Below are 24,391 nucleotides of genomic sequence, written 5' to 3' on the forward strand. Positions count from 1 at the left end.
AGGCATGCCAGGAGCCGGACTATTTCTTATCGCCGTCCTTAACTTCTTCAAACTCGGCGTCGACCGCATCATCTGCTGGCTTGCCAGCTGCGTCTTCAGCTTGAGCGCCAGCGTCTCCGCCTTGCTGGGCGGCCTGCTCAGCGTACATCTTCTGCGCCATGGAAGACGACGCTTCGCTCAGTTTCTGCATTCTGCTTTCAATGGCTTCTTTATCGTCGCCTTTGATCGCCTCTTCCAGCTCTTTGATGGCTGCTTCAATGGCTGCTTTTTCTTCTGCAGTCACTTTATCGCCAGCATCTTTAAGCGTTTTCTGAGTAGCGTGAACCAAAGCGTCAGCCTGATTGCGCGAAGACGCCAACTCTTCAAACTTCTTATCTTCCGCCGCATGCGCTTCCGCATCCTGCACCATCTTATCGATTTCGTCCTCGCTCAAGCCGGAAGAAGCTTTGATAACGATAGACTGCTCTTTACCAGTCGCCTTATCCTTCGCAGATACGTGCATGATACCGTTGGCGTCAATATCGAACGTCACCTCAACCTGAGGCACGCCACGGGGCGCAGGGGGCAGACCAGTCAAATCAAAACGACCTAATGACTTGTTCATCTGCGCTTGCTTACGCTCGCCCTGCAGAACATGGATAGTCACGGCAGTCTGATTGTCTTCCGCAGTAGAGAACACTTGCGATTTCTTGGTCGGGATAGTCGTGTTCTTCTCAATGATCGGCGTGGAAACGCCGCCCATGGTCTCAATGCTCAAAGACAGCGGGGTCACGTCCAGCAGCAGCACGTCTTTCACGTCGCCAGACAATACCGCGCCCTGGATAGCTGCGCCGATAGCGACCGCTTCATCAGGGTTAACGTCTTTGCGCGCTTCTTTACCAAAGAAGTCCGCTACTTTGCTCTGCACCAGAGGCATACGAGTTTGACCACCAACCAGAATCACCTCGTCGATTTCTGAAGAGCTGCAACCAGAATCTTTCAATGCAATACGGCATGGCTCAAGGCTACGCTCAACCAGTTCCTCCACCAGACTTTCCAGTTTGGCGCGAGTCACTTTAACGTTAAGGTGCTTGGGACCACTCGCATCAGCAGTAATATACGGCAGGTTCACATCAGTCTGTTGGCTGCTGGAAAGCTCAATCTTGGCTTTCTCAGCAGCTTCTTTCAGACGCTGCATCGCCAGCGGATCGCCTTTCAGGTCGATACCGGAGTCTTTCTTGAATTCCTGCGCCAGATAGTCGATCAAGCGCAAGTCGAAGTCTTCACCGCCCAGGAAGGTGTCGCCGTTGGTGGCCAGCACTTCAAACTGCATTTCACCGTCTACATCAGCAATTTCGATAATGGAGATATCGAAAGTTCCGCCACCCAGGTCATAAACGGCCACTTTACGGTCGCCGCCCTTCTTATCCATGCCGTATGCCAGCGCCGCCGCAGTCGGTTCGTTGATAATACGCTTAACTTCCAGACCGGCGATTCTGCCTGCGTCCTTGGTGGCTTGACGCTGGGCGTCGTTGAAGTAGGCAGGCACGGTGATAACCGCTTCAGTCACCTTCTCACCCAAAAAGTCTTCCGCCGTTTTCTTCATCTTTTTCAGAACTTCGGCAGAGATCTGGGGAGGCGCCATCTTTTTGCCTTTCACGTCAACCCAGGCGTCGCCGTTGTCAGCCTTGGCGATAGTGTAAGGCACCATTTTGATGTCTTTTTGAACTACATCGTCTTCAAAACGTCTACCAATCAGACGCTTGATGGCGAAAAGAGTATTCGTGGGGTTGGTTACCGCCTGACGCTTGGCGGATTGACCTACCAGCGTCTCATCGTCAGTGTAAGCAACGATGGAAGGCGTAGTGCGTCCGCCTTCGGAGTTTTCAATAACGCGCGGCTTGTCGCCTTCAAGAATCGCTACACAGGAGTTTGTAGTCCCCAGGTCGATCCCGATAATTTTACCCATAATTTGCTACTCCTGAAAAAATCTCGCTAATTGATTACCAGCTAATATTGGAGTTGATCTCAATTTTTCAACCCGCAGCCGGCGGGTTTTTGTACGTTTTCAACCGGCTCTGAACACGCGTAAAACGCGATCAGACGCCTTTTGACACCATAACCATGGCAGGCCGGATCAGACGACCGCTCAATAGATACCCTTTCTGTAATACTGCAATAACAGTATTTGGCTCTACGTCGGCCTGCGGCACCATGGACATGGCCTCATGAAATTCCGGGTTGAAGGGTTGTCCCATGGGATCAACCACTTCCACTTCGAATTTTTTCAGGCCAGAGTTGAACAGCGACAGCGTCATTTCCACGCCGTCTTTCAAAGTAGTGACCTGGGGTTCGGCGGACTCGGTAGCGCCACAGGCTTCCACCGCCTTTTCCAGGCTATCCACCACAGGCAAAAGCTCTTTCACAAAGCGTTCCAGAGCAAATTTACGCGCCTTCTCAACATCGTTTTCAGCACGGCGGCGCACATTCTGCATCTCAGCATGCACTCGCAACATTTGCTCTTTTTGCTCGCCGAGCTCCTGCTGCAACCTCTCAATCAACTCGTCACGGTCAACTGATTCGCCACTCGCCTGAGCCGTTTCAGCTTGTTCCGCCATTGCGGCTTGCACTTGATCGTCAGCGACGACTTGTTCTTCTACTTGACTCTTAGAATCTTCAGACATTAGATCGAATCTCCCAAAATCCATCCGATACTTTTGAATTGCCCTCAATATGGGGTCGATCAAACCGGTTTCAACCAGCCAAATATCGACAATCGCCAGGAAATGACGCAAGTCATCCAATATTGACTCCAGCCAGCATCGCAAATGGCCGTAAATCACACAAAAAATACCCTGCGCGCCCTCTTGTTGCGCTATGCATTTCGCTGTATAAATACGCAGATAACTGTATATATAGACAGTCAACCTTATAGGATAACGCCCTATGCTCACTCATTTGTCGATACGCAACCTCGCCATCGCCAGCCACCTGGAACTGGACTTCGCTGAAGGCATGACGGCTATCAGCGGGGAAACCGGCGCAGGAAAATCCATTGTTCTGGACGCCCTCGGCCTGACCCTAGGGGATCGTAGTTCTGCAGACATAGTGAGGCACGGTTGTGAGCGGGCTGAGGTAAGCGCAGTCTTTGATTTGAGACGTCTGCCGGAGGCGTTGGCCTGGCTGAAATCCAGAGAGCTGGATAATGGCGCGGAATGCATCTTACGCCGCACCGTCACCAACGAAGGTCGATCCCGCGGCTATCTGAACGGCCAGCCCGTCACCATGCAAGACCTTCGTGAGCTTGGCGAAACCCTCATGGATATCCATAGTCAGCATGAGCACCAGTCTCTACTGAAAAAGGAAACCCATCTGAAAATGGTGGATGACTTTGGCGGACACACCAACCAACTACAACAAGTACGGGAACACTTTCAATCCTGGCGCAGGGTCGCAGCCAAATTGAAGGAAAAGCTCAGTCACAGTGAAGAGCTGGAAGCGCGGGTGCAACTACTCACTTACCAAGTCGAGGAGTTGGACGCCCTGGCTTTACAGGAAGGCGAAATTGAGCAATTGGAGCAGGAGCAGGAGCAACTCGCCAACGCAGAAAGCATCATTATGAAAGTGCAGCAGGTTGGCGAAGGCTGCCTGGAGGCGGATGGCGGCTGTATCGATCAGCTGCGACGGGCCATTCACCTGCTGGAAGAAGTCAACCTCAACAACGCATCCTTACAAACCGCCCGCCAGATGCTGAACGAAGCAATGATTCAGCTCGACGAAGCCAATGGGGAACTACGACATGTGCTGGACAGCGTGGAGATCAATCCCGAACGCTTGCAAGAGGTAGAAGCGCGACTTACCGCCATCTATGATCTTGCGCGCAAACACCGCGTAGGTCCTGAAGAGTTGATGACGCGCCACGTCGAACTGGCGAGTGAACTCAACAGTCTGACTGATGGCGAAGAGAATCTGGAAAAGCTTGAAGCCCAGTCCAAAGAGTTGGAGCAGAAATACAGCCAGGCAGCGCAAAAGCTTACAACCATGAGAGCCAAAGCCGGAGAAAAGCTACAAGGCGCGGTGAAAAAGCAATTAGTGAAACTAGGACTGAATCCTGAGTTCATCATCCAGTTCTCGCCTCTGAAATCCCCCTCTGCGCTGGGAGACGAAGAAGCGGAAATGTTGATCAGCATGAACCCAGGACAACCGCCCAAACCTTTGCAAAAGATCGCATCCGGTGGCGAACTATCGCGAATCAGTTTGGCGATACAGGTGGTCGCCGCAGCATCATCCGACACCCCTACATTGGTATTTGATGAAGTGGATGTCGGCATCGGCGGCGGCACGGCGGAAATTGTTGGGCGCATGCTGAGAGAGCTTGGGACGAAAGCGCAAATTCTCTGCGTCACACACTTAGCTCAGGTGGCTTCCCAAGCTCACAACCACCTTTTTGTCACCAAACATATAAGTAATGGTCAAACGCAATCAGCCATACTCAAACTGGAAGGCAGCGACCGCATACATGAAATCGCCAGAATGCTGGGCGGCGTGGATATTACTGAGCACAGCCTGGCGCACGCACATGAAATGCTGACTTCCAGCCAGCTTCAGTAAGAGTCTCTACTGCAAACTGACTTGCTTGCAGCTTTAATTCCCCCGTATAGCAGCCTGAAGGCTATCTACATTAAAGGAAGGCGCGATAAGTTTAGGGAGGTATGCGGGAATAGGATGGAGTAATGGGAGGACAGGATAGCGCTCGGGGTTTACTCAGCGCTATCCCAACAAACCAGAAGCTACTTTTTCTTTGGCTTCACGTACAGCGTGAGGCTATGGTCAACAATTTCATAGCCGTGTTCTTCCGCGATTTCCTTTTGGCGCTTTTCAATAATCGGATCGAAGAACTCGATAACATCGCCGGTTTCCGCACACACCATATGGTCGTGATGCTCATCATGATTGAGCTCGAACACCGCATGAGCGCCTTCGAAGTTGTGGCGAAGAATCAGTCCTGCGGATTCAAACTGCGTCAGAACCCGATAGACTGTGGCCAAACCTACGTCGTCTCCCGCCTCCAGCAGCGCCTTATAAACATCTTCCGCACTCATGTGCCGGTTATCAGCGTTTTCCAGAATACTGAGAATCTTTACCCGCGGAAGGGTTACTTTCAGGCCTGCTTTCTTCAGTTCTACGTTTTCGTTCGTCATTTTACCGGGAAACCCAATACCAGTATCGTTGGCAATCAGTTATCATTCCACGTCACGCCAAGATAGTTTAAAAATATCCATGATGCAAAAGTTACGATCCCTTGTAATCCTCCTTATTATACACACTCTCACAGCCTGCACCTTCCCAGGCGTCTACAAAATAGATGTCCAGCAGGGAAACATCGTGGAGAAAGAAGCTGTGGACCAACTCAAGGTCGGCATGAACCGTCGTCAGGTTCAATATCTATTAGGCTCCCCAGTGCTGGAAAGCACACTAGACCCCAGCTACGACACCTATTTCTACTCCATCCAGCTGTCAGGCGGTAAGATTTATCGTCAGAACATTACTCTGGAATATGAGAATGACATTCTGGTGAATATTGCCAAAGCAAAACTACTGCCTGCTGATCTGGCGAACCCAGGCAAAGCTTACAAACTCCGCGGCCAAGCTGAGCCCTCTGAGACAGTTGAAGAGACGGACGTTTATAAAACGACCAACTAAGCGTTCAGCACAACAGCTTAGATTAAGTTTAGCTAACTCTTTTTGGCCCGATTCAGTCGGGCCTGCTTCGGGTCTATTTTGAGCGGCCGGTATATCTCCACTCGGTCGCCCTCTCTCAGGGCGTGGGATTTGGGGTCTGGGACAGCCTTACCAAATATTCCCATCTTTGCCGATTCCAGCTCTATTTGTGGAAAGAAGTGACCAATGCCAGACATTTGGACTGCTTCATAGGCAGTTGTTCCCTCAACCACGGCCAGAGGAATAATCTTCTGCTGCTCAGGTAAAGCGTAGGCCACCTCCACCTGAATCTTTAATTTATCCATGCTCACGCTCACTTCTACACATCAGCATTTCCTGTCATTCGTCAGACAGCTCGATTAATAACGAAAATAAGACGCGGCCTAGCGATATATGGCCTGCGCGCGCTTGCAGAAAGCATCCACCATGGTTCCGGCGGCCTGAGAAAACACAGGGCCTAGCGCCATCCCGGTTAACGCGCCAGTCAGCTCATACTCCAGCGCCAGCGCCACTTTACAAGCAGCTTCGTCCAAAGCCAGAAAGCTCCAACGACCCTGAAGCCTGCGAAAAGGTCCATCCACCAATGTAAGGATGATTTCCGAAGGACGCACCAAACTATTGCGGGTAGTAAAAGCATGTCTTACTGAGCCCTTACTGACCTGGATGCGCGCAAGCATTTCATCAGAACTCTCTTGAATTACTTCCGTCATTCCGCACCAGGGCAGGAACTCGGGATAGGCGCGCACGTCATTCACCAGATCATACATGCGCTCAGCAGAGTAAGTGACCAGCGCACTACGACTAATCTGGGGCAACCTCGTTCTCCTCTTCTACGTTTTCAACATTCACTTCCGGGTTCACCGGGGCGGACTTTACCAAGTCCACCTCTTCCGGCTTGACCTCTTCCAGTACTTCCTTACTGCTACTCACAACTTCTTCCGAGCATAGTCCGCCGTTTTTCGGGGCCGTGAATTCACAGCTGTGCAACAGCAAGTCAAAGACCATCGAGATTTGTATAACAATCAACACTGGAACACAAAAGTATCTAAGCAGCGGATAGCCCCAACGAAATAGTCTCTGTTCAGGGCTGAGACGTAAGGCCTGCGCAAGCCGCTCATAGGGCAGCACATAGCCGCATAGAACAGTCAGCAAACACCCTGCCACCGGTAGCAATATCGTGGACACCACAAACTGCAGCAGACTAAATAGAGGAATGCCCGCCAACTGCCAATGTCGATGTCCCGCCATGGACATAACCAGCAATGCGCCCAGCCCCCATAACGCGACATGGGTGATAGACGCGGCGCTCACCCGGGATAAAGAATACCGTTCCTGTAACCAGGCGACGCCGGGCTCAATCAGGAAAACGGCGGAACTCCAGGCGGTCAACGTGAAAAAAATAAAGAATAAAACGCCGAACACAGATCCCATCGGCAATTGCCCCAGCGCCAGCGGAAGCGATTGAAAGATCAAGGAGAATCCCTGATCTGGAGGCAGTTCCGCTTTTAACAGCCAGGACAACACCACCAATCCCGCGACAGCGCCAACCAATAGATCAGCAAAAGAGATGATCAATACTGAGCGCCCGACTTTGCCATGATTAGGCATATAAGCGCCCAACACCATCATGACGCCTGCGCCAATGGACAAAGAGAAAAAAGCGTACTTGTAGGCGGCCAGTACGCCCGCCCAGGAGAGAGAAACCGACTCGAATGAAAACAAATAACTGAGAGCCCCGCCCAAGTCGCCGTGACGCGCGCTATAAACCAGCATCAACACAAGCATCACGAACATCAAAGGAACGATATACAACATCGCTTTTTCCAGACCGTGATAAACGCCTTTCACTGATATGAGAAACACCAGGCCAATAAACACGCTCAGCCAGATAATCATAACGGTGGTGTTTTGTTGCAGCGCGCGTAACACGGCCGGCATAGCGCCGGGTTCTATACCCTGAAACTCACTGAAGGCGGACTTTAGCGCATATGAAAGCCCCATTCCCGCCACCAACGAATAGATCACCACCGTCAACAATGCAGCGATAACCATGAGCGCGCCGGTCCAACGCCACAGAGAGAAGCCTGAACTTTGACCGCCCACACTCTGTAGAACGTCAACAGGGTTACGGCGCACATAACGCCCCAGGCCTATCTCCAATACCGCCAACGGCAAGGTCAGGGTCAGCAGCGCCAACGCGTAGGCGATAAGAAAAGCCAGACCGCCGTATTCCGCCATCAGGGAGGGAAATGTCCAGATGTTGGCGAACCCCACGACGGCGCCCACGCCCGCCATGACGAACGTGCGCTGCCTGACCCAACGGTCACGGCCCTGCAACAACATTCCAACTTTTGAATTCAAAGGCACTCAGACATCCGTTAATTCACAACAATTGAGAGATTCGACGGAATTCTACGTCGACGACGATGGCGCATTGTAGCGGATTATGCGGACCCAAGTCAGGAGACCTTAGCCATATGGGTCAGGTTAATTTACAATAGGCGACTTTGTCCGAGAATCTTAAGGAAATATGAGTCAAGCCAAAAACAAAAATACCGGGTCCACCATCGCCCTGAATAAGAAGGCCCGCTTCGACTATCACATCGTTGAAAAGTTCGAAGCCGGCCTCGCGCTAACCGGTTGGGAAGTCAAAAGCCTGCGCGCCGGAAAATGTCAGCTGGTGGATTCCTATGTATTACTGAAAGACAGTGAAGCCTGGTTGTTAGGCGCCCATATCACACCGTTGAAGGAAGCCTCCACTCACGTCATTGCAGATCCCACTCGCACTCGTAAACTGCTGCTGAATCGCCGTGAGCTCAACAAGCTGATCGGCGCAGTGTCGCAGACGGGCCACACTTGCGTGCCTTTAGCCCTTTACTGGAAAGGCAATAAAGTGAAATGCGAAATCGCCCTGGTAAAAGGCAAGAAGGATTTCGACAAGCGCGAAACCGAAAAAGAGCGCGACTGGAATCGTCAAAAACAACGCGTTATCCGCGATCATGTTAAACAGTGACACAGTCAGGATAGGAAAGACGTTCTTATCCTGATTCTCTTCTTTCTCACACTTCATTGCCGTATCGGGTTGAGCTAACGCCACTCCCCAACCATACTTATCCGTCAAAGCAAGCGACTGCGCGCCTTTAATAATTCGACGACGCATAACGCTAATACTAACCTCACTCAACTACTGACAGCTTTGGCGAGGCGGCTATGAAACCACATGGAGAGCCGATGTCGGCGGTCGACACTGCCTGGTTGCGCATGGAACGTCCCGCCAACCTGATGATGATCTGCATCGTGCTGGTTATGGAGACGCCGATCCACGCCCGCGAACTCAAGCAATTATTCACCCAACGCTTACTGCCGCTGCCCCGCTTCAGACAGACTGTGTACAAAACCGAGCATGGCTGCTTCTGGCGTGATGACGCCAGCTTTAATATCGACAATCACGTGCATCTAGTTGGACTGCCCGGTGCAGGAAGTCAGCAGGACCTGCAAGATCTGGCCAGTGATATCAGCAGCACGCCGCTGGATTTCAGTAAGCCTCTCTGGCAAGTGCACTTAGTCGACCGTTACCAAAGCGGCTCCGCGATGATTATTCGGGTTCACCACTGTATTGCAGACGGCATTGCGTTGACCCGTGTCCTGCTGTCCCTGGCAGACCAAAATGATGAACGCCCAGTATCTCAGCATGTCAGCCCGACTTCAAAACCTGCCTCTTGGGGTGGCATCGCCGCCAAAGCCCTGCATAACGCCATGCATATCGGGCAGGAAATAATAGAAGAAGGCAAGTCTCTGGCGCGTCACCCAGAGCAACTTTTGGCCATAGCGCGCCAAGGCGTCGCAATGGGATCGGAGGTCGCCCGCGTCGCCGCGCTGCCGGCGGATCCCGCCACCTGTTTTAAAGGCGATCTTAGTGGGAGAAAGCGCCTTGCATGGGCGCAGCCATTGGCCTTCCCGCAAGTAAAGCAGACCGCACAGACTCTGAAAGCGACCATCAACGATGTGTTGCTGTGCGCGGCTACCGGCGCTTTGCGGCGTTATCTTGTGGAGCGTTGCATTGAACTGGACGTAGAAACCATTCATGCCGCCGTGCCTTTCAATTTGCGTCCTTTGGACGAACCAGCCGAGGCTCTGGGCAATCAGTTCGGCCTGGTGATTGCGCCATTACCGATCGGAATTCATGACGTGGCGGAACGCTTCGAGGCGGTGCGTCGCGATATGCTGGCGCTTAAGCATTCTCAACAGGCGAAGGCGTTTTATGGATTACTGGGGTTGCTCGGCAAAGGTCCCGATTTCCTGGAGCAGACCGCACTGGAGACGCTAAGCAGAAAAGCATCCGTGGTGATCACTAATGTGCCCGGCCCCAAACAAGCGCTGTATCTGGCTGGGAGCAAATTGCTGACGCCCATGATTTGGGCGCCGCAATCTGGAGAGGTCGGCATCAGCCTCAGCATTATCAGCTATGATGGAGCAATTCAGTTCGGCGTCGCGGTAGACCAGGGGCTGATACCTGACCCGGACAAACTGGCCAACTTCTTTGTCGACGCATTTGCAGAACTACAAGCACTGGCGAAGGCTCGGCCCGCCAGTTAATCCAGGCCCTCTGCGAAACCTCCGCCCAGCGCCTGATACAGCTCCATCATATTCTGCAGCTGCGCCAGGCGATTTGCAGTGAGCTGCAGTTGCGCAGAGCGTCGCGTTTCCTGTTGGTCCAGCCAGGCTTGCACGCCGGTGGCGCCGGAACGATAACGCACCTCCGCCAGGCGCTCAGCCTCAGAGGCCAGCGAGAACGAAGTGCGCAATGCGTCTTCCTGGGCCATCAACTGCGTTCGAGCGGAAAGCTTGTTTTCCACCTCCGCCAACGCCGCATACAGCTTCTGCCTGAACTCAATCACCGTCTGTTCATAAGCCGCCTCTGAGACTTGAATATTCAATTGCGTCTGCCGCCACTGGATAAAGGGCAGACTCAACCCTGCTCCCAGGGACGCAACGGGGTTGCGCAATATATCCGTCAGCTCTGAACCGCCCGTCGCCAGTGAACCAGTCAAACTGAAACTGGGATAATAACTGGCGCGGCTGTGGTCCGTATCCGCCAGAGCGCTGCGCAAACGCATCTCCGCCGCCTGCATGTCCGGCCTTCGCGCCAGTAACGCCGCGGGGGTAGCCAAAGGTAAGACGGGCATCGCCATTGCAGGCAGGGTTTGCGGGTCAGGCACGGCGTTCTCCGGCGCCTGATCGAACAAAATCGCCAGCGCGTTTTGCGCTTCCACTTTGTCCTGCAGCAATGACGTCAACGAGGCGCGCTGGCTCGCCAGATTTTGCTCGGCCTGGATCAAGTCCAGATTAGAGACCGCGCCGCTACGATGCTTGACTTGGGCCAGCTCCAACGCTTTGGCCGTGTACTCCAAGGACGCCTCGCTCGCAGCGATTGACTCATTCAGGTAAGCCAGACGCCAATACAGATTCGCGGTGGTCCCGATTAACGCCAGCGCGGCGTCCGCCCTGTCCTGCTCGGTCGCCAACGCTTCCCAGTGAGCGGTATCGCGGGCGCTGGACAACTTCCCCCACAAATCAATTTCATAGCTCAGTCCAAGAGAGGCGCCAAAAGACTTGCTGCTGGTATGAGCGTCGATATTACGCTCCCGGGAAGCGCTGAGCTGTGCGCTGATATCCGGCGTCAGGTTGCCGTCGGCGATGCCCGCGTGCAACCGGGCTTGTCGTACTTTCAACGCCGCCAGCGCCATATCGCTATTACTTTGCAGCGCGCGCTCGATCAGGCTGTTCAACTCCTCATCCTGAAACGCGCGCCACCATTGCTCGGACGCCAACGCCTGCTCTCCATTCACTGGCGCATAGCTCCAGGAGGCGGGCATCTCCAGTTGAGGCCGAGTATATTGCGAGCGCGCCAACCCTTCACACCCCGTCAACAGCATGGAAGACAACAACAAAAGAGCTATGTGTTTTTTTCCGCTCGCGCTTAAGGAACTCACTCGCTTTACTCCAAACTTCGTGCGATTACCGTACATCATTCACTCCCGCGCCAATGCTTCAATCGGGTCAAGTCGCGCCGCATTTCGCGCAGGCAAAAAGCCGAACAGCACGCCAATCAGGGAGGAGCAAACCACCGCCGACACAATCGCGGTGACGGAAAAGGACATTTGCATATCCTGCACCAACAACGAGAACAAAGCGCCCACGCCGAAAGACAACAAAATGCCGATGCCGCCGCCAATCAGGCACACCATCACCGCCTCGATCAGGAACTGTTGCAATATGTCGCTCTGCCGGGCGCCAACCGCCATACGAATACCAATTTCACGAGTACGTTCGGTGACTGACACCAGCATGATATTCATGACGCCGATACCGCCGACGATCAACGAAATGACCGCGATGGAGGACACCAATAGGGTCAAAGTGGTGGTGGTCTTTTCGACCGCCTGCAAAATACTGTCGGTGCTGAACGTGAAGAAATCTTTCACTCCGTGGCGCACGGTCAGCAAGCGAATGATGCCCTGCTCCGCCACCGCGCTGGAAAGCCCGTCTGGCGTACGAACAATAATGGAGCTGAAGTTCTGCCTGCCAATCAGGCGGGTCGTCGCAGAGCTGTAGGGCATCCATACAGCCAGATTGCCGCCGCCTCCGAACATATCGCTTTTATCCTCCGCCACGCCGATCACGGTCCAAGGCGAAGCGCCAATCAAAATGACTTTACCAATGGGGTCGTCACCGCCAGCGAACAGTTTCTTGCGAGTATTGCTGTCGATCACTACTACCTGCGCCTGGGTGCGAACATCTTCTCGCAGCAGCGGCCGGCCTTCCGCGACGGTCAGCCCTTTCACCCGGAAATACTGCTCGCCCACCGCGTTGACGTTCACATTGACAGCGACATTGCGGTAACGCAGTTGCTGACTGTTAGCAATACTCGGCGTCACGCTGTCGACAAAAGGCTGCGCCTGCAACGCCTCCACATCGGCGGCCACCAACGTATCAATGGCGGCGGATCGCTCATCCCCCCAATCCTTACCGGGAAAGATCTCTATCGTGTTGACGCCAATGGAATTGATGTCGCTAATAACTTTCTGCTTGGCCCCTTCGCCGATGGCGACAATACTCACCACAGCGGTGATGCCGATAATGATGCCAAGCATGGTCAGCAGCGTCCGCAACCGATGAGAAGTCATGGCGATCCAGGCCATTTTAAAAGCCTCGGTGAAACGCCCCAGCCAGGCGCCTCTCGCCTCATTACGGCCTGTCATCGAAGTGGCGTTCGTCGCAGAGGACGCGGACATCTCCGATTCCGAAGCAGGGTTCACGCGGTCGGCGATAATTTCGCCGTCCTGAATCTCAATGATTCGCTCCGCTTTCGCCGCCACTTGCGGGTCATGCGTAACGATAATGACGGTGTGCCCCTGCTGATGCAGCTCCCGCAATACCGTCATGACTTCCTGACCACTGCGTGTATCCAGCGCGCCAGTGGGCTCGTCCGCCAGAATGACTTCGCCGCCGTTCATCAGGGCTCTGGCGATGCTCACCCGCTGCTGCTGGCCACCGGAAAGCTGACTGGGTTTGTGCTCGCAACGCTCCTCCAGTCCCAGACGCGACAACAGCATATGCGCCCGCTCCCGGCGCGAGCTTTTGGAGACGCCAGCGTACACCGCCGCCAACTCTGCATTACCTAATGCATCCAGATGCGACAACAGATGATAGCGCTGAAAGATAAAGCCGAAGTGGTTGCGGCGCAGGGCGGCGAGTTCATCGTCATCCAGCTCTCTGGTTTCCCGTCCGCTGATTTTATAGCTGCCGCCGCTCGGGCGATCCAGGCACCCCAGGATATTCATCAAGGTCGACTTTCCCGACCCCGATGTTCCCATTATGGCGACCATTTCACCTGGATAGATCTTCAGGTCCACATCCTTCAAAACCGCGACCTGCTGCTCCCCTGCCTGGAAAATCCGGTTCAGGGCGCTTATTTCAATCAAAGGCTCCTTCATACAGTGAACTAGCCCCCGATAACAACAGAGGCTTCACCGTCTGTCGGGACCGACAGGCTGTCGCCGAGGATCACGTTGTCCCCATCATTCAAGCCAGACAGCACCTGCACGTACACGTTGTCGCGGATGCCGGTTTCAATGGTTCTGTCTTCCGGCTGGCCGTTCACCAGCACACGTACTTTATGCTGTGCGCCGCCGATCTCCTGGTCGGGATCTAACGCCGAAATAGGAATACTCAGCGTTTGCGGCTGCCTATTGATAATGATGGACACTTGCGCCGTCATCGCCACCCGCAGGGAATGGTCGGGGTTCGCCGCTTCCAACACGCCACTGTAATAAACAGCGGAGGTGGAATTGCTGACGGAGCCGTTATCGGAAATATTGTCCGGGGCCAGTTTGATGGTGCGCAGAACGCCATTGTATTGACGGTCTGGGTCGCCCAGAACCGTGAAGTTCGCCTCCTGCCCGGACTTCACCTTGGTGACGTCCGCCTCTGATATTTGCGCCTTCACCGTCATCGTATCCAGGTTTGCGAGAATCAGCAGCGTCGGCGCTTCCTGCGTCGACACCAGGGTCTGCCCTTGCTCAAATTTGGTAGCGATCACCACGCCATCCATGGGCGCGACGATTTTGGTGAACCCAAGGTTAGCCTTGGCGGTTTCGACCTGTATTTCCGCCTGACTGATTTGAGCCTCCAGCGCTTCAATTTCGGCCTTCGCGCTTTCCAACTGAGCCCGCGCGTTTTCCAGCTCAGACACGGACGCCGCCGCTTGCGCGTTCATTTCACGCTGGCGTTTGAACTCCAGTTCGTAGAAGCGCAGCATGGCCTCACGGCCCCGCCGCGACGCCTTGGCGTTTTTCAGTTCCGCCATGGCGCGGTTCAATTCGTTACGCTGTAAAACCGGATCTATTTCCGCCAACAGCTGGCCTTTGACCACTCTATCGCCGACGGAAACGTTCATGGACTTCAGCTGCCCGGTAACCTGAGCGCCTACCGCCACCTGCTTGGAACCTTCCAATACGCCGGTGGCCAACACCGTTTGTTCTATATCCCGCTTTTCCACAGGGGCGGTGACGTATTCAACGGGTTCGGGCTCGAACCAACTCAGGGCGTTCCAGCCGACAGCGGCCAAAACAACAAAAATGACCACTCCCACCACAGCAGGACGACGCGTTTTTTTTGCCATGCGAATTACACAAGAAGTTAATTAATGAATACAGGTATGTTGAAATCGCCGCGAGCCCAGTATCCGCCGGGGGCGACGTTAATCAGAGAGGTTGCTCCAAAGTAGAGCACTCTAGCGAATTTCGCCTAGGACTTCTAACAAAAACACAAAACATGGACAAGCTTTATGGAAACCGCAATGCGCCGGTTATCAATACCCAGAACCGCTTTGAAAAAAAACAAAAAAAGGGGCGCAAAATTGCGCCCCGGAAAATAGCCCGGACTTAAATACCGGACCCTCTCATGCATTCATGAATAACGTAACGAATACGTCGAATTACTCCGCAGACCAGTTGAACAGTTGCTCAACGATGGTGGTCAGAGGCTGGCTGTAACCTGCCGCATTTTTCGCATTGGATTTCCAGCTGGAAGGAATAGGTTGTCCTTTCGTCCAGCCAGAGCCGCCCTGGGTGTATTGAATGTTCAGGCTGTAGTTGGAGCTGTTGTTGTAGCCTTTAACGCCAACGTAGTAAGTTCCCGCTTCGTTTGCAGAGCACTCCTCATTAGAGCCTTCCAGGTAAGGACGGCACTGATAGGTAGTGTCGCCAGGCTGAGCGCCTTTGTTCACGTACAGATCCGCATCGCTGTCGCCAGTCATGGTGACTTTGAAAGAGCCAGTGGTGGTGAACGGACCGTAGAACGCCCACTTGTTCTGCTCGATGACGCCCGCTTTTTTCTCAGTCTTGGTCTCGCTGGTGGAGCCAGTTGGGTTGTAGTAAGAGACAGCGTGCGCGCCAGGAGCCGGAGTCCACAGGAAGTCCGGATGACGGTTGTTGTACCACTCACCGCCGATGATGTCGCCGTTGGAGTCCAGCTCCAGGTCATACACATAACGAACGGTGTAGGCGCGGTCATAGGACGGATAATCTTTGTCTCTATGAGTCGGGCTGGTTTCCACAATGTAAGTCAGCTTCATCTGAACGCCGACAACTTGCTTCGCTTCCTGCGCACGATACTTGGAGAACTTGTCCTGGGTGTAGTCGCTCATAGCGATGATCGCTTCTTGCGCCGTATTGTAGGAAGCGCCAGTCTGCGGGTTGAAGTAAGTGTATTCGTACTTCAATACCGGCTGGTTCCATACTTCATAGTCAAACGTTGCGTCGATAACGAAGCTGCGTTTGCTGACGCCGATCTGGTTCACCACCGCTTTGTGCCAGCTGCCAGGGTTGCTGTCGAAGCACGCCTGATCCAGGATACGGCCGTTTTCATCCTTGCCGGGATCTTTGGAGTTACAACGTCCGCCGATGAAGCGTACGCCCGGGGAGGCTTCCGCCCACAACAGCGTGCCCAATGCCTTGATGTCGGATGGGAAGAACTTGATGTCCTTACCTTCAGGCGATTTGACAGTAATGGAGTTAGACGGACGCGGCAGCATGTAAGCGGCAGGCGCCCAACCGTGGCACAGACCCATCCAGGCTTCAACGGAACCATAACGATCCCAGTAGCCTTTACCGGATTCCCACATCTTCTGAGTCAGAGTGAAATTGGAATCGCCCACCAGCAAGTCGTACTTTTCAGACGGGGACAGATTATCGATCTCGCCTGCATCGATGTATTCCTGCGGCTTGTGCGTGCTGGTGGCGAAAATCCAATGGTCGTACCAGTTGGACGGCCAGGAATCATTCAGCTTGGGATCAGCGTAACGGATGCCCAGAGCGCCTTTGTAGAGCGCCCAGTAATCGTCTGACCAGGGCTGGATGTCCAGGGATGCGTTGGTCAGATTCGAGTTGTCCATTGCGTGAACGTTGCCGATCAGTTGATCGCCATTATCCACCAGGCGAGCAGCGTTGTCGTTGCTGAGCTCCATAGAGCGCATCATCATGAAGCCGTTGCCGCCAGTGCTGTTCAGCAGATCTCTGCGCAGCTCATCCTTATCTTCCACGAAGTCGCCGGAGAGAATCGCTTCATCGCTGAATAAAGGCATAGCCAGATCGCCGTTGACGGCTTCTTTGACAGGCACTTCGTCCATGACTGCGGCGGGGTCGGCGTGGAAACGCTCCAGGTAGTCCCGAACGTACTGCGCGTCCTGACCGGAAACTTCAGCCAAAGTGACAGCGGAGACGCTCAGCGCCAGAGTGGAGACAGAAAATGTAATAGCCCGTTTAAGCGTGTTTTTGTTCACGGTTATAACTCCTTTTAACCTAAATAAATCAGTATTTATATCTTTCCGTTTAACTGTTCAGATATTATGCGTAGCCATTGTTTTATATGTATAAAAGGCGGGGATCAGGCATATACATCAACTTATAAATATAAGCCTATGCCAGACCAAACAACGTATCTCCTTATATGCGGATCGTTCCATATCCTTTTACCGGCTAGGTTAGCCGGGCGGCAATCTATCAGGATTAGGCCATTTGGTCAAGCGTTTGAAACACTGCATCTCACCCCAACGAGAATTCACGTAATTAATTGAAATAAATCAATAAAAATAAAAGCCACCTATTTTCTTCGTGCAAAAAAGAGCTGCAACCTCATTGTTTTGAGTTAAGTCAATACAACCGCCTTAATACTCTATTCCAAAAATCACAGTCATTTTCTATGAATACCTTTTCATGGCTACAATCCCCTAAAAGGCGACGCCATTTTAATGCCGGCGCATTATATTAATATCGGTATGGAATACTGTTGACGCAGATTTAAATTGATTAGAGTCAATAAGATGAGAAACTTCAGCATTCACTCTCTGTGTTAAGAAGAGATCTCTGAATGCTGACCGAAGGGAACGCAGAAGTTTCCACTGCTTCCTGTTTCTTTCAAACTTCCCCACCCCGTTTGACGCTTCCGTATATCGATACAATACTTTAAACAACTACTGCCGACGCCTTAGGTATCCTGGCTTTGCGTCGGCGTTCGCCTTCTAAGCAGGTGGCGTTCTGATGTTCAGACCAAAGAAGTTGAAGTGGCGGAGCCTGCTCCTGACATTCGTATTCTTGCTGCCGTCCATCCAGACCATTGCTGCAGATCCCGCCGGCGGGCTCCGATTTATCACGGAAGAATCGCCTCCCTATAACTACACCGAGAATGGCGAGCTCAAAGGAAGCTCCGTGGACTTGCTGGAAGCGGTGCTGCAAATTATCGGCTCAAAACAGACACGCAAAGACATTCAGGTGCATCCCTGGGCGCGGGGATATCGCATGGTCTTAAACGAGCCGAACACCGTATTGTTCAGCACCCGTCGCAATCCGGATCGCGAAGACTTGTTCCGCTGGGTCGGTCCCGTCGCCTCTTCGCCGGTGGTGCTTATGGCGAGAAAGCGCCGTGATTTTGAAGTAAAACAGTTATCAGATCTGGACGACCTCTCAGTCGTCGCGGTCGCCAGCGATATGGGGGAACAGGTGCTGGACGCCTACCATATCCCGAAGGATATCCGCCAGACCGTCTCGCATCCGGATATCGCCGCCCGCATGCTGATTTTCCGCCGCATCCACCTGTGGTCCTATGGACAAAGAACCGCACTATGGCTCCTCAAACAACAAGGGGCCAAGCTGGAGGATTATGAGCCGGTCTGGAGTTTCGGCTCAGCAGGAGATCTCTATTTCGCCTTCCACAAAGACACGCCCGATGAGACGATCCAACTCTTTCAACATGTCTTGAACCAATTGAAAAATGATCAGGGCGACGATGGACTTTCAACCTATGAAAGAGTGTTGAAATCCTACATCGAGTAACTTTTTCCATCACTGTCATCACCGCGTAAAAAACACCCTGATCATAAAATACCAAAAATCCTGCAAGCCCTACGGAATAAAGGGATTCCAGTGTTTTCCAAAGAGATATCCACAGGTTGTGTGGATATCTGCAGGGGAAAATCTGCGCAACTCTGGGAAGGGTGGCGCAAAAATCACTCTAACGTCGCCACCAGACGACGTGCGGCGTCAAGCGCAGAGGCGCGGTAGCAGTCCGCCATCTGTAAGGGTTGCATGGTGTCTATATTGAAATACAAAGAGGCGATACCAAAAGCGACCGACTGCAGAGCATCGTCGTCAGTATCGGGATAGTCCCGTCTGAGAACCTCCGCAATATCGCCATAAAACTTCTCTGTCCATGAGCGCATGGCGTCGCTGATCGCCGCATCCCGGCTTGCGGCGAATATTAGGGCTGACTCCAATTGCATACGCTCTCTGTCATCATCTTCATACTCAAACAACATGCGCAGAAACGCTGGCGCAACCTCAGTCGCCGGCAGGTCACTCAGCATCTCTCTCCACTCACGATCATACTGCGCCGCCATTTGCTCGATCAGTTGTAGAGTCAAATCCTCGCGATTGCCGACATAATGGCGCACCAGACTGCGTTGCAGACCCGACTCTTCCGCAATACGTTCCAACGTGCTCCCTTCCAGACCATATCGGGCCACGCAACGCCGAAAGGCCTGCATGATTTCTTCCGTTCTTTCCGACTTTTTGCTTGGTCGCGCCATAAAGCCCCTCATATAAATTATCAATATTGACAATTTATTCTCACGAACATAAATTGTCAATCATGACAAATTACCTGTTTAACCAACCTGACATGATGAAACCGATAAAAAATCTGCACGCTGGACTCGCCTGCGTGATGAGCAACAAGATGAACAACAAAGGGCGGCGCGATGAACGCCGCACCTGAAATAGGCTTACGCCGAATATTAAAAGAATTCCGCTGGCGCGTAGGACTCACCTGGCTATTGGTGTTTCTCGAATATGCCCTGGACGCGGCCATCCCTCTACTGATCGGACTGGCGATAGACGATATGCTGTCCGGCGGTTCGACTCAACTGGCCTGGTTGGTTTGCGCCTTCGTTTTGATCACAGCCATCGCGGTCCTGCGTCGTTTCTATGACACCCGCGCCTATAGCAAAATACGCGTCAAACTGGGCTCAGAATTGGATCTACGACAACAGGCGTTGTCCGTCTCCATTCGCAATGCGCGCTTGCATATGGCGACGGAGCTGGTCGACTTTATTGAAAAGGACACGCCGGAACTATTCGCGGCGGTCATCACACTGATTGCTTCCGCCATGATTCTGTCGTCTTTCTCAATGGATCTGGCGATGAGCGCCCTCGGACTACTGGTCGCCATGCTGACGGTGTATCTGTGTTTCCATCATCGATTTTTCCGCCTCAACGGCGGCCTTAACTCACAGATGGAGCGCCAAGTCAGCATATTAAGCGCCCGCCAGCCGGGACAGTTGCTGAAGCATCTGCACGCCATACGACATTGGCAGGTGCGCCTGTCCGATGCGGAGTCCATTGTCTATGGTCTGATTTTTTTGCTGATCACCGCCTTCGTCGTACTCAACCTTTGGCTCTGTAGTAGCTATGTCGGCATAACAACAGGCTCCCTGTTCTCCATTGTCACCTATTCCTGGCAGTTTGGAGACGCGGCAGTCTCACTGCCGACGACATTACAGAGCTGGTCGCGCCTGCATGAGATAACGATACGTCTGAATAACCCGGAAGCTCATGGCGCCGCCTGATGTAAACTCAATCGCCCTTCTCACAAGGGCGATTGACTCCAGCTGGCCAAGCCGCTAGTTTAGCCAAACTAACGCTATTCGCCCCGGGCGCTCGCCAAGAGCCTGATAGCGCAATCGACTCCAGCCTCAATGCAGTCTGCTCAAAGGATGACAATGACAACTCAACACTGTTCCCACGCCAACCCGCACATTTGCGTCTGCCCGCATATTTTCGACATGTCAGTTAAAAACGGCGTTAAACGCTTTATCGGAGTTGGAGAGCAAGCGGAATATCTTTGTGCGGAATGCGCCGATGCGGAAAACTTTAAACATTGCTATTGGTGCGATGACTGTTTTGTGGCGGCGGACGCCAATTGTTATTGGTCGATAGCGGGCATGCTGGAAATCAAAAGGGAACCGAAAGCATTCCATTTTACCCGGCGGGAAATTCATCTCGACTTACTAAACGGACGCGCCCTTCTTGACCTTGAGCCGCTAAAGAACCATCCCACGGACGCCATGCTTTTCACCGATGATGGCGGATTGTGGCGTGTGAATCTCCAGAATGGCGAATCCGTCCAGGTCGCAACCTTGCCTGTTGAGCAGATCCATCCCGCTGGGGCAATTACCCTGAAGATCAGTCCTGACAATCAGTTTCTGGCCATCACCTCTTTGCTATACCGGCATGCAGACGAAGGCTCTTCCAATAAAGGCTTGGTGCTGGACCTCAGCTCTGGCGAGCTCCTCATGCAGCTTGACGCTGGCGACTACCATATGGAAGAAGCGGACTTCCCCGTTGCTTTTTCCGAACATGATGGGAAAACCTTATTAGTCTGCGCTACCGACTGGAATCAACTGGATATCTTCGACCCGAGAACAGGAGAATGTCTAACCCAACGCCATTCCGACACGCCCCCAGAACATGATGAAGACGCTACTTTTATGAGTGAATGGAGCGGCGCCCTCGTTATCTCGCCTGACAACCAACGCATCGCCACTATCGGCTGGGTATGGCACCCTGTTGGCGTCGCCTACAGCTGGGACTTGCAGCACTGGCTTAACCACAACCCCTGGGAACCGGACATCGGCGAATCCAAAGTCATGTACGCAAGCTGGGATTACTTCTGGTCATCGCCCTTTTTCTGGATCGACGAAGACCGCATCTGTATTTGGGGATGCCAGGACCTGCATACCGACTACGACGTCCCCCTCGCCAGCGCCGCCATCTTCGACGTCAAAAGCGGCGACCAAATCAAATGGTTCGCCGGCCCCACCATGAACGCCTTCTACTACGACCAATACCTGTTCTCAACCACGGAAAAAGGCGACGCCATCACCATCTGGGACCTGGAAAGCGGCGCACTGCTTTACGAATACCCGTGCGACCTTCCTGTTAACTATCTGCCTGGGAGTAGGGAATTTGTTTGTGATGAGGGTAATGGGGTGTTGGCGCTGTATGGGTGGAGTTTGTAGGTTTGCCGAGACTGTAATTTAATTTGTGTATCTGCCTATCACTAGTACCCTATAGCGGGGTTAAGGATAGGTAGACAATGAACCAGAAAGAATTAGAAGCATTTGCCCGTGAGGCAGCCAAATCTCTGAAAACAGAAAAGGATCTCAACGAGTTCCGTCAGATGCTCACCAAGGCGACCGTGGAAGCCGCGCTCAATGCAGAGCTGGATGTGCATCTGGGATACGAGAAACATCAATCTTCAAATTCAGACAATAGCCGTAACGGCTATTCCAGCAAGACCCTCCGTACCGAGGACGGTCAGTTTGAAGTTAATACTCCCAGAGATCGTCAGGGCAGCTTTGAGCCTCTACTGGTCAAGAAGCAGCAGACCCGCTTCACCACCATGGACGACAAGATTCTCAGCCTCTACGCCAAAGGCATGAGCACCCGAGAGATCGTGGCCACCTTTAAGGAAATGTATGGCGCGGATGTCTCTCCCACCTTAATCTCCAAAGTCACGGATGCCGTGATTGAGCGGGTGGTGGAATGGCAGTCTCGTCCTCTGGATGCGGTTTATCCCATCGTATACCTGGACTGTATTGTGGTGAAGATCCGCCAGGATAAGCAGGTGATCAACAAGGCGATCTATCTTGCCTTGGGAGTGAATCTGGAAGGTCACAAAGAACTGTTAGGGATGTGGATCTCTGAAACCGAAGGGGCGAAGTTCTGGCTTAATGTGCTGACCGAGTTACAGAACCGGGGCGTGAAGGACATTCTGATCGCCTGTGTGGATGGTCTGAAGGGTTTCCCCGAAGCGATCAATACCGTGTATCCCCAAACCCGGATACAGCTCTGTATCGTGCACATGGTGCGCAATGCGGTGAAGTATGTGCCATGGAAAGACTATAAGCCGGTCACAACAGATCTGAAGCGGATCTACCAATCGGCCACCGAAGAGGAAGCCCTCTCAGAGCTGGACAAATTTGCCGAACGATGGGATGAGAAATATCCCCAGATCAGCCGATCCTGGCGGCTTCACTGGGAGAATCTCAACACTCTGTTCCGCTACCCGGAAGACATTCGCAGGGCCATCTACACGACCAATGCCATTGAGTCCCTTAACAGCGTCATTAGGAAAGTGATCAAGAAACGGAAGCTGTTCCCCACGGATGATTCCGCGAGAAAGGTGGTGTATCTGGCGATCATGGATGCGTCGAAGAAATGGACGATGCCGATCAGGAATTGGAAGTCAGCGCTGAACCGATTTATGATCGAGTTCGAAGATCGCTTAACGGAGTATCTTTAATAACCAGGCAGATACACAGAATTATTTACAGGGTCGGTTTGCCTATTTCACTCAAAGTGAAAATACTTTATTCCAAGGGGCTTTTAGGGGCTAATCCAGATTTAATGATGGCTTCTAGCGGACTAGTCAATACAACACCAAAGCTGTCCTCTAGAATGTCTTATAATTCTAAACCCATTCGATCTTTTTTATAGCACCTTGCCTTCATCCCTAGAAATTTTTGAGACGGCAAGATTAACCCTACTTAAAGATATACTTTCAAGCATAGCTCCACTAAGGTTACAGACGCTCACATCTACGTTTGAGAGTCTAGCCCCACAGAATGATGCCTTTTTCAAGTTGCTACCATTGAAGCATGTATCAGTTATTATGCTATTCGAGAAGTTAATTGCTTCACCTCTAACATTAACAAATGTAGAACCAAACAGCTCTACCCCACTAAAATTAGAGTCTCGAAAAATTCGAACATGCAAAGACGGAGTCGAATATTTTTGCCGACTCAAAGTCACTAAAAGATAGATTACAATAGATAAGCTTGCAAACCCTTAGAGGAGTTGCACCATGAAAAGATATACCTCTCAAATCATCCAGAATCCCAAAATAATTCTCCGCCAAGGGAAAAAGCCTTCATATCCAATAAAAAAGCCAACTTTCTTATTATAGAAATGCTTTTCCATCTCCGTATACCACCTATCAACCCTTTATCCTTGCAAGCTCCGGCATTCCTTAATTTCATAACAAGCCCCAAACAACACTCTCAAGAAAAAATGCCATGTATAAATCATAGAGCATACCAAAATAAATCGAGCCAAAGCGCTCCAAAGTTATCGCGTATAATTTTCTTTAATTTACGACAAAAATAGCCTACTTAGTCACACTTACCGTTACCTTTCGACCTAATTCTATGAATTTTGCTTCAACCAGACCTGCGTCATTATAGGCCATCACAGTAACAGAAGCTTTTATTACATATTCACCTTCAAGAACTTCATCCTCTTCGTCTAAGTTTCCCTCGTCCATAAGATCTATAATTTTCCTGTATGGCTTACGAGGAGATAACTCTATGGCATTTGTTTTTTTACTTGTAATCATCCGATTGATACCAAAGCTAAGAAACTCTACATTCAAGCTGCAAAGCTCCAGTCTATTCACACTTACATTCTCATCAATCAGCATCACATCATCAGAGCTTATAATTATTTCAAGTGGAAATTTACTCCCACTTGCCGAGTAAGAAAAGCCATCAATCAACTTAACACTTAACTCCATA

General features: G+C 52.2%; 21 protein-coding genes. 8 read left to right on the forward strand and 13 right to left on the reverse strand.

All coding sequences use genetic code 11. The features are described from left to right. Positions 1 to 19: 19 nt before the first annotated feature. Both dnaK and grpE read right to left on the reverse strand, forming a co-directional pair. The gene (gene dnaK, locus O5O45_RS20285) at positions 20 to 1,948 is read right to left on the reverse strand and encodes a molecular chaperone DnaK (RefSeq protein ID WP_305901165.1); all 1,929 of its coding nucleotides are present in this window, start codon (positions 1,946 to 1,948) and stop codon (positions 20 to 22) included. 130 nt (positions 1,949 to 2,078) lie between these two features. After that, the gene (gene grpE / locus O5O45_RS20290) at positions 2,079 to 2,663 is read right to left on the reverse strand and encodes a nucleotide exchange factor GrpE (RefSeq protein ID WP_305901166.1); all 585 of its coding nucleotides are present in this window, start codon (positions 2,661 to 2,663) and stop codon (positions 2,079 to 2,081) included. Positions 2,664 to 2,925: 262 nt separating this feature from the next. Between grpE and recN the strand changes: the two genes are divergently transcribed. Next, on the forward strand, positions 2,926 to 4,590 hold the full coding sequence (recN, locus tag O5O45_RS20295) for a DNA repair protein RecN (RefSeq protein ID WP_305901167.1): 1,665 nt from the start codon (positions 2,926 to 2,928) through the stop codon (positions 4,588 to 4,590). A gap of 179 nt (positions 4,591 to 4,769) precedes the next feature. Here the strand turns inward: recN and fur are convergent, their stop codons facing one another. Further along, on the reverse strand, positions 4,770 to 5,180 hold the full coding sequence (gene fur, locus O5O45_RS20300; RefSeq protein ID WP_305901168.1) for a ferric iron uptake transcriptional regulator: 411 nt from the start codon (positions 5,178 to 5,180) through the stop codon (positions 4,770 to 4,772). A 184-nt stretch (positions 5,181 to 5,364) separates the two neighbouring features. On the opposite strand from fur, the gene O5O45_RS20305 reads away from it, so the two are divergent. After that, positions 5,365 to 5,682: an outer membrane protein assembly factor BamE gene (locus tag O5O45_RS20305; protein ID WP_164887379.1), complete on the forward strand. Its 318-nt coding sequence runs from the start codon at positions 5,365 to 5,367 to the stop codon at positions 5,680 to 5,682. Positions 5,683 to 5,714: 32 nt separating this feature from the next. Here O5O45_RS20305 and O5O45_RS20310 read toward each other — a convergent pair whose 3' ends face one another. The 3 genes from O5O45_RS20310 to O5O45_RS20320 form a co-directional block, all read right to left on the reverse strand. After that, positions 5,715 to 6,005 (reverse strand): RnfH family protein, encoded by a 291-nt coding sequence (locus O5O45_RS20310; protein WP_305901169.1) that lies wholly within the window; start codon positions 6,003 to 6,005, stop codon positions 5,715 to 5,717. 78 nt (positions 6,006 to 6,083) lie between these two features. Beyond that, complete coding sequence (locus O5O45_RS20315; protein WP_305901170.1) at positions 6,084 to 6,515, reverse strand: type II toxin-antitoxin system RatA family toxin; 432 nt, start codon at positions 6,513 to 6,515, stop codon at positions 6,084 to 6,086. Continuing rightward, positions 6,502 to 8,067: a sodium-dependent transporter gene (locus tag O5O45_RS20320; RefSeq protein WP_305901171.1), complete on the reverse strand. Its 1,566-nt coding sequence runs from the start codon at positions 8,065 to 8,067 to the stop codon at positions 6,502 to 6,504. Before O5O45_RS20320 ends, O5O45_RS20315 begins: the two co-directional genes overlap by 14 nt. Positions 8,068 to 8,230: 163 nt before the next feature. On the opposite strand from O5O45_RS20320, the gene smpB reads away from it, so the two are divergent. Continuing rightward, positions 8,231 to 8,713: an SsrA-binding protein SmpB gene (gene smpB / locus O5O45_RS20325; RefSeq protein WP_216736897.1), complete on the forward strand. Its 483-nt coding sequence runs from the start codon at positions 8,231 to 8,233 to the stop codon at positions 8,711 to 8,713. Between the two features lie 197 nt (positions 8,714 to 8,910). Next, complete coding sequence (locus O5O45_RS20330; protein ID WP_305901172.1) at positions 8,911 to 10,296, forward strand: WS/DGAT/MGAT family O-acyltransferase; 1,386 nt, start codon at positions 8,911 to 8,913, stop codon at positions 10,294 to 10,296. Here O5O45_RS20330 and O5O45_RS20335 read toward each other — a convergent pair. The 4 genes from O5O45_RS20335 to O5O45_RS20350 form a co-directional block, all read right to left on the reverse strand. Next, entirely contained in the window at positions 10,293 to 11,693 is a 1,401-nt protein-coding gene (locus O5O45_RS20335) for an efflux transporter outer membrane subunit (protein ID WP_305901173.1), read from the reverse strand. The genes O5O45_RS20330 and O5O45_RS20335 overlap by 4 nt on opposite strands. Before the next feature lie 39 nt (positions 11,694 to 11,732). Continuing rightward, positions 11,733 to 13,697 (reverse strand): MacB family efflux pump subunit, encoded by a 1,965-nt coding sequence (locus tag O5O45_RS20340; RefSeq protein WP_305901174.1) that lies wholly within the window; start codon positions 13,695 to 13,697, stop codon positions 11,733 to 11,735. Between the two features lie 8 nt (positions 13,698 to 13,705). Continuing rightward, positions 13,706 to 14,884, reverse strand: a complete 1,179-nt coding sequence (locus tag O5O45_RS20345; protein ID WP_305901175.1) for an efflux RND transporter periplasmic adaptor subunit — start codon at positions 14,882 to 14,884, stop codon at positions 13,706 to 13,708. Between the two features lie 315 nt (positions 14,885 to 15,199). Then, positions 15,200 to 17,044 carry a pre-peptidase C-terminal domain-containing protein gene (locus O5O45_RS20350; RefSeq protein WP_305901176.1) on the reverse strand — a complete coding sequence of 615 codons (1,845 nt, stop codon included), beginning with the start codon at positions 17,042 to 17,044 and terminating at the stop codon, positions 15,200 to 15,202. Between the two features lie 757 nt (positions 17,045 to 17,801). Between O5O45_RS20350 and O5O45_RS20355 the strand changes: the two genes are divergently transcribed. Further along, complete coding sequence (locus O5O45_RS20355; RefSeq protein WP_305901177.1) at positions 17,802 to 18,593, forward strand: substrate-binding periplasmic protein; 792 nt, start codon at positions 17,802 to 17,804, stop codon at positions 18,591 to 18,593. Between the two features lie 173 nt (positions 18,594 to 18,766). Here the strand turns inward: O5O45_RS20355 and O5O45_RS20360 are convergent, their stop codons facing one another. After that, complete coding sequence (locus O5O45_RS20360; RefSeq protein WP_305901178.1) at positions 18,767 to 19,345, reverse strand: TetR/AcrR family transcriptional regulator; 579 nt, start codon at positions 19,343 to 19,345, stop codon at positions 18,767 to 18,769. A 171-nt stretch (positions 19,346 to 19,516) separates the two neighbouring features. Here O5O45_RS20360 and O5O45_RS20365 point away from each other — a divergent pair, with 171 nt between their 5' ends. From O5O45_RS20365 to O5O45_RS20375, 3 genes are all read left to right on the forward strand, one after another. Then, positions 19,517 to 20,383, forward strand: coding sequence for an ABC transporter six-transmembrane domain-containing protein (locus O5O45_RS20365; protein WP_305901179.1), 867 nt, complete (start codon positions 19,517 to 19,519; stop codon positions 20,381 to 20,383). 153 nt (positions 20,384 to 20,536) lie between these two features. Then, entirely contained in the window at positions 20,537 to 21,835 is a 1,299-nt protein-coding gene (locus O5O45_RS20370) for a WD40 repeat domain-containing protein (protein ID WP_305901180.1), read from the forward strand. Positions 21,836 to 21,912: 77 nt separating this feature from the next. Then, positions 21,913 to 23,121, forward strand: a complete 1,209-nt coding sequence (locus O5O45_RS20375) for an IS256 family transposase (RefSeq protein WP_305900391.1) — start codon at positions 21,913 to 21,915, stop codon at positions 23,119 to 23,121. Positions 23,122 to 23,309: 188 nt separating this feature from the next. Here the strand turns inward: O5O45_RS20375 and O5O45_RS32030 are convergent, their stop codons facing one another. Together O5O45_RS32030 and O5O45_RS20380 are read right to left on the reverse strand one after the other, a co-directional pair. Then, complete coding sequence (locus tag O5O45_RS32030) at positions 23,310 to 23,630, reverse strand: pentapeptide repeat-containing protein (RefSeq protein WP_371747860.1); 321 nt, start codon at positions 23,628 to 23,630, stop codon at positions 23,310 to 23,312. Between the two features lie 355 nt (positions 23,631 to 23,985). Next, positions 23,986 to 24,390, reverse strand: coding sequence for a hypothetical protein (locus O5O45_RS20380; RefSeq protein WP_305901181.1), 405 nt, complete (start codon positions 24,388 to 24,390; stop codon positions 23,986 to 23,988). Position 24,391: the final 1 nt, after the last annotated feature.

This window comes from Hahella sp. HNIBRBA332 (assembly GCF_030719035.1).
Classification (GTDB): domain Bacteria; phylum Pseudomonadota; class Gammaproteobacteria; order Pseudomonadales; family Oleiphilaceae; genus Hahella.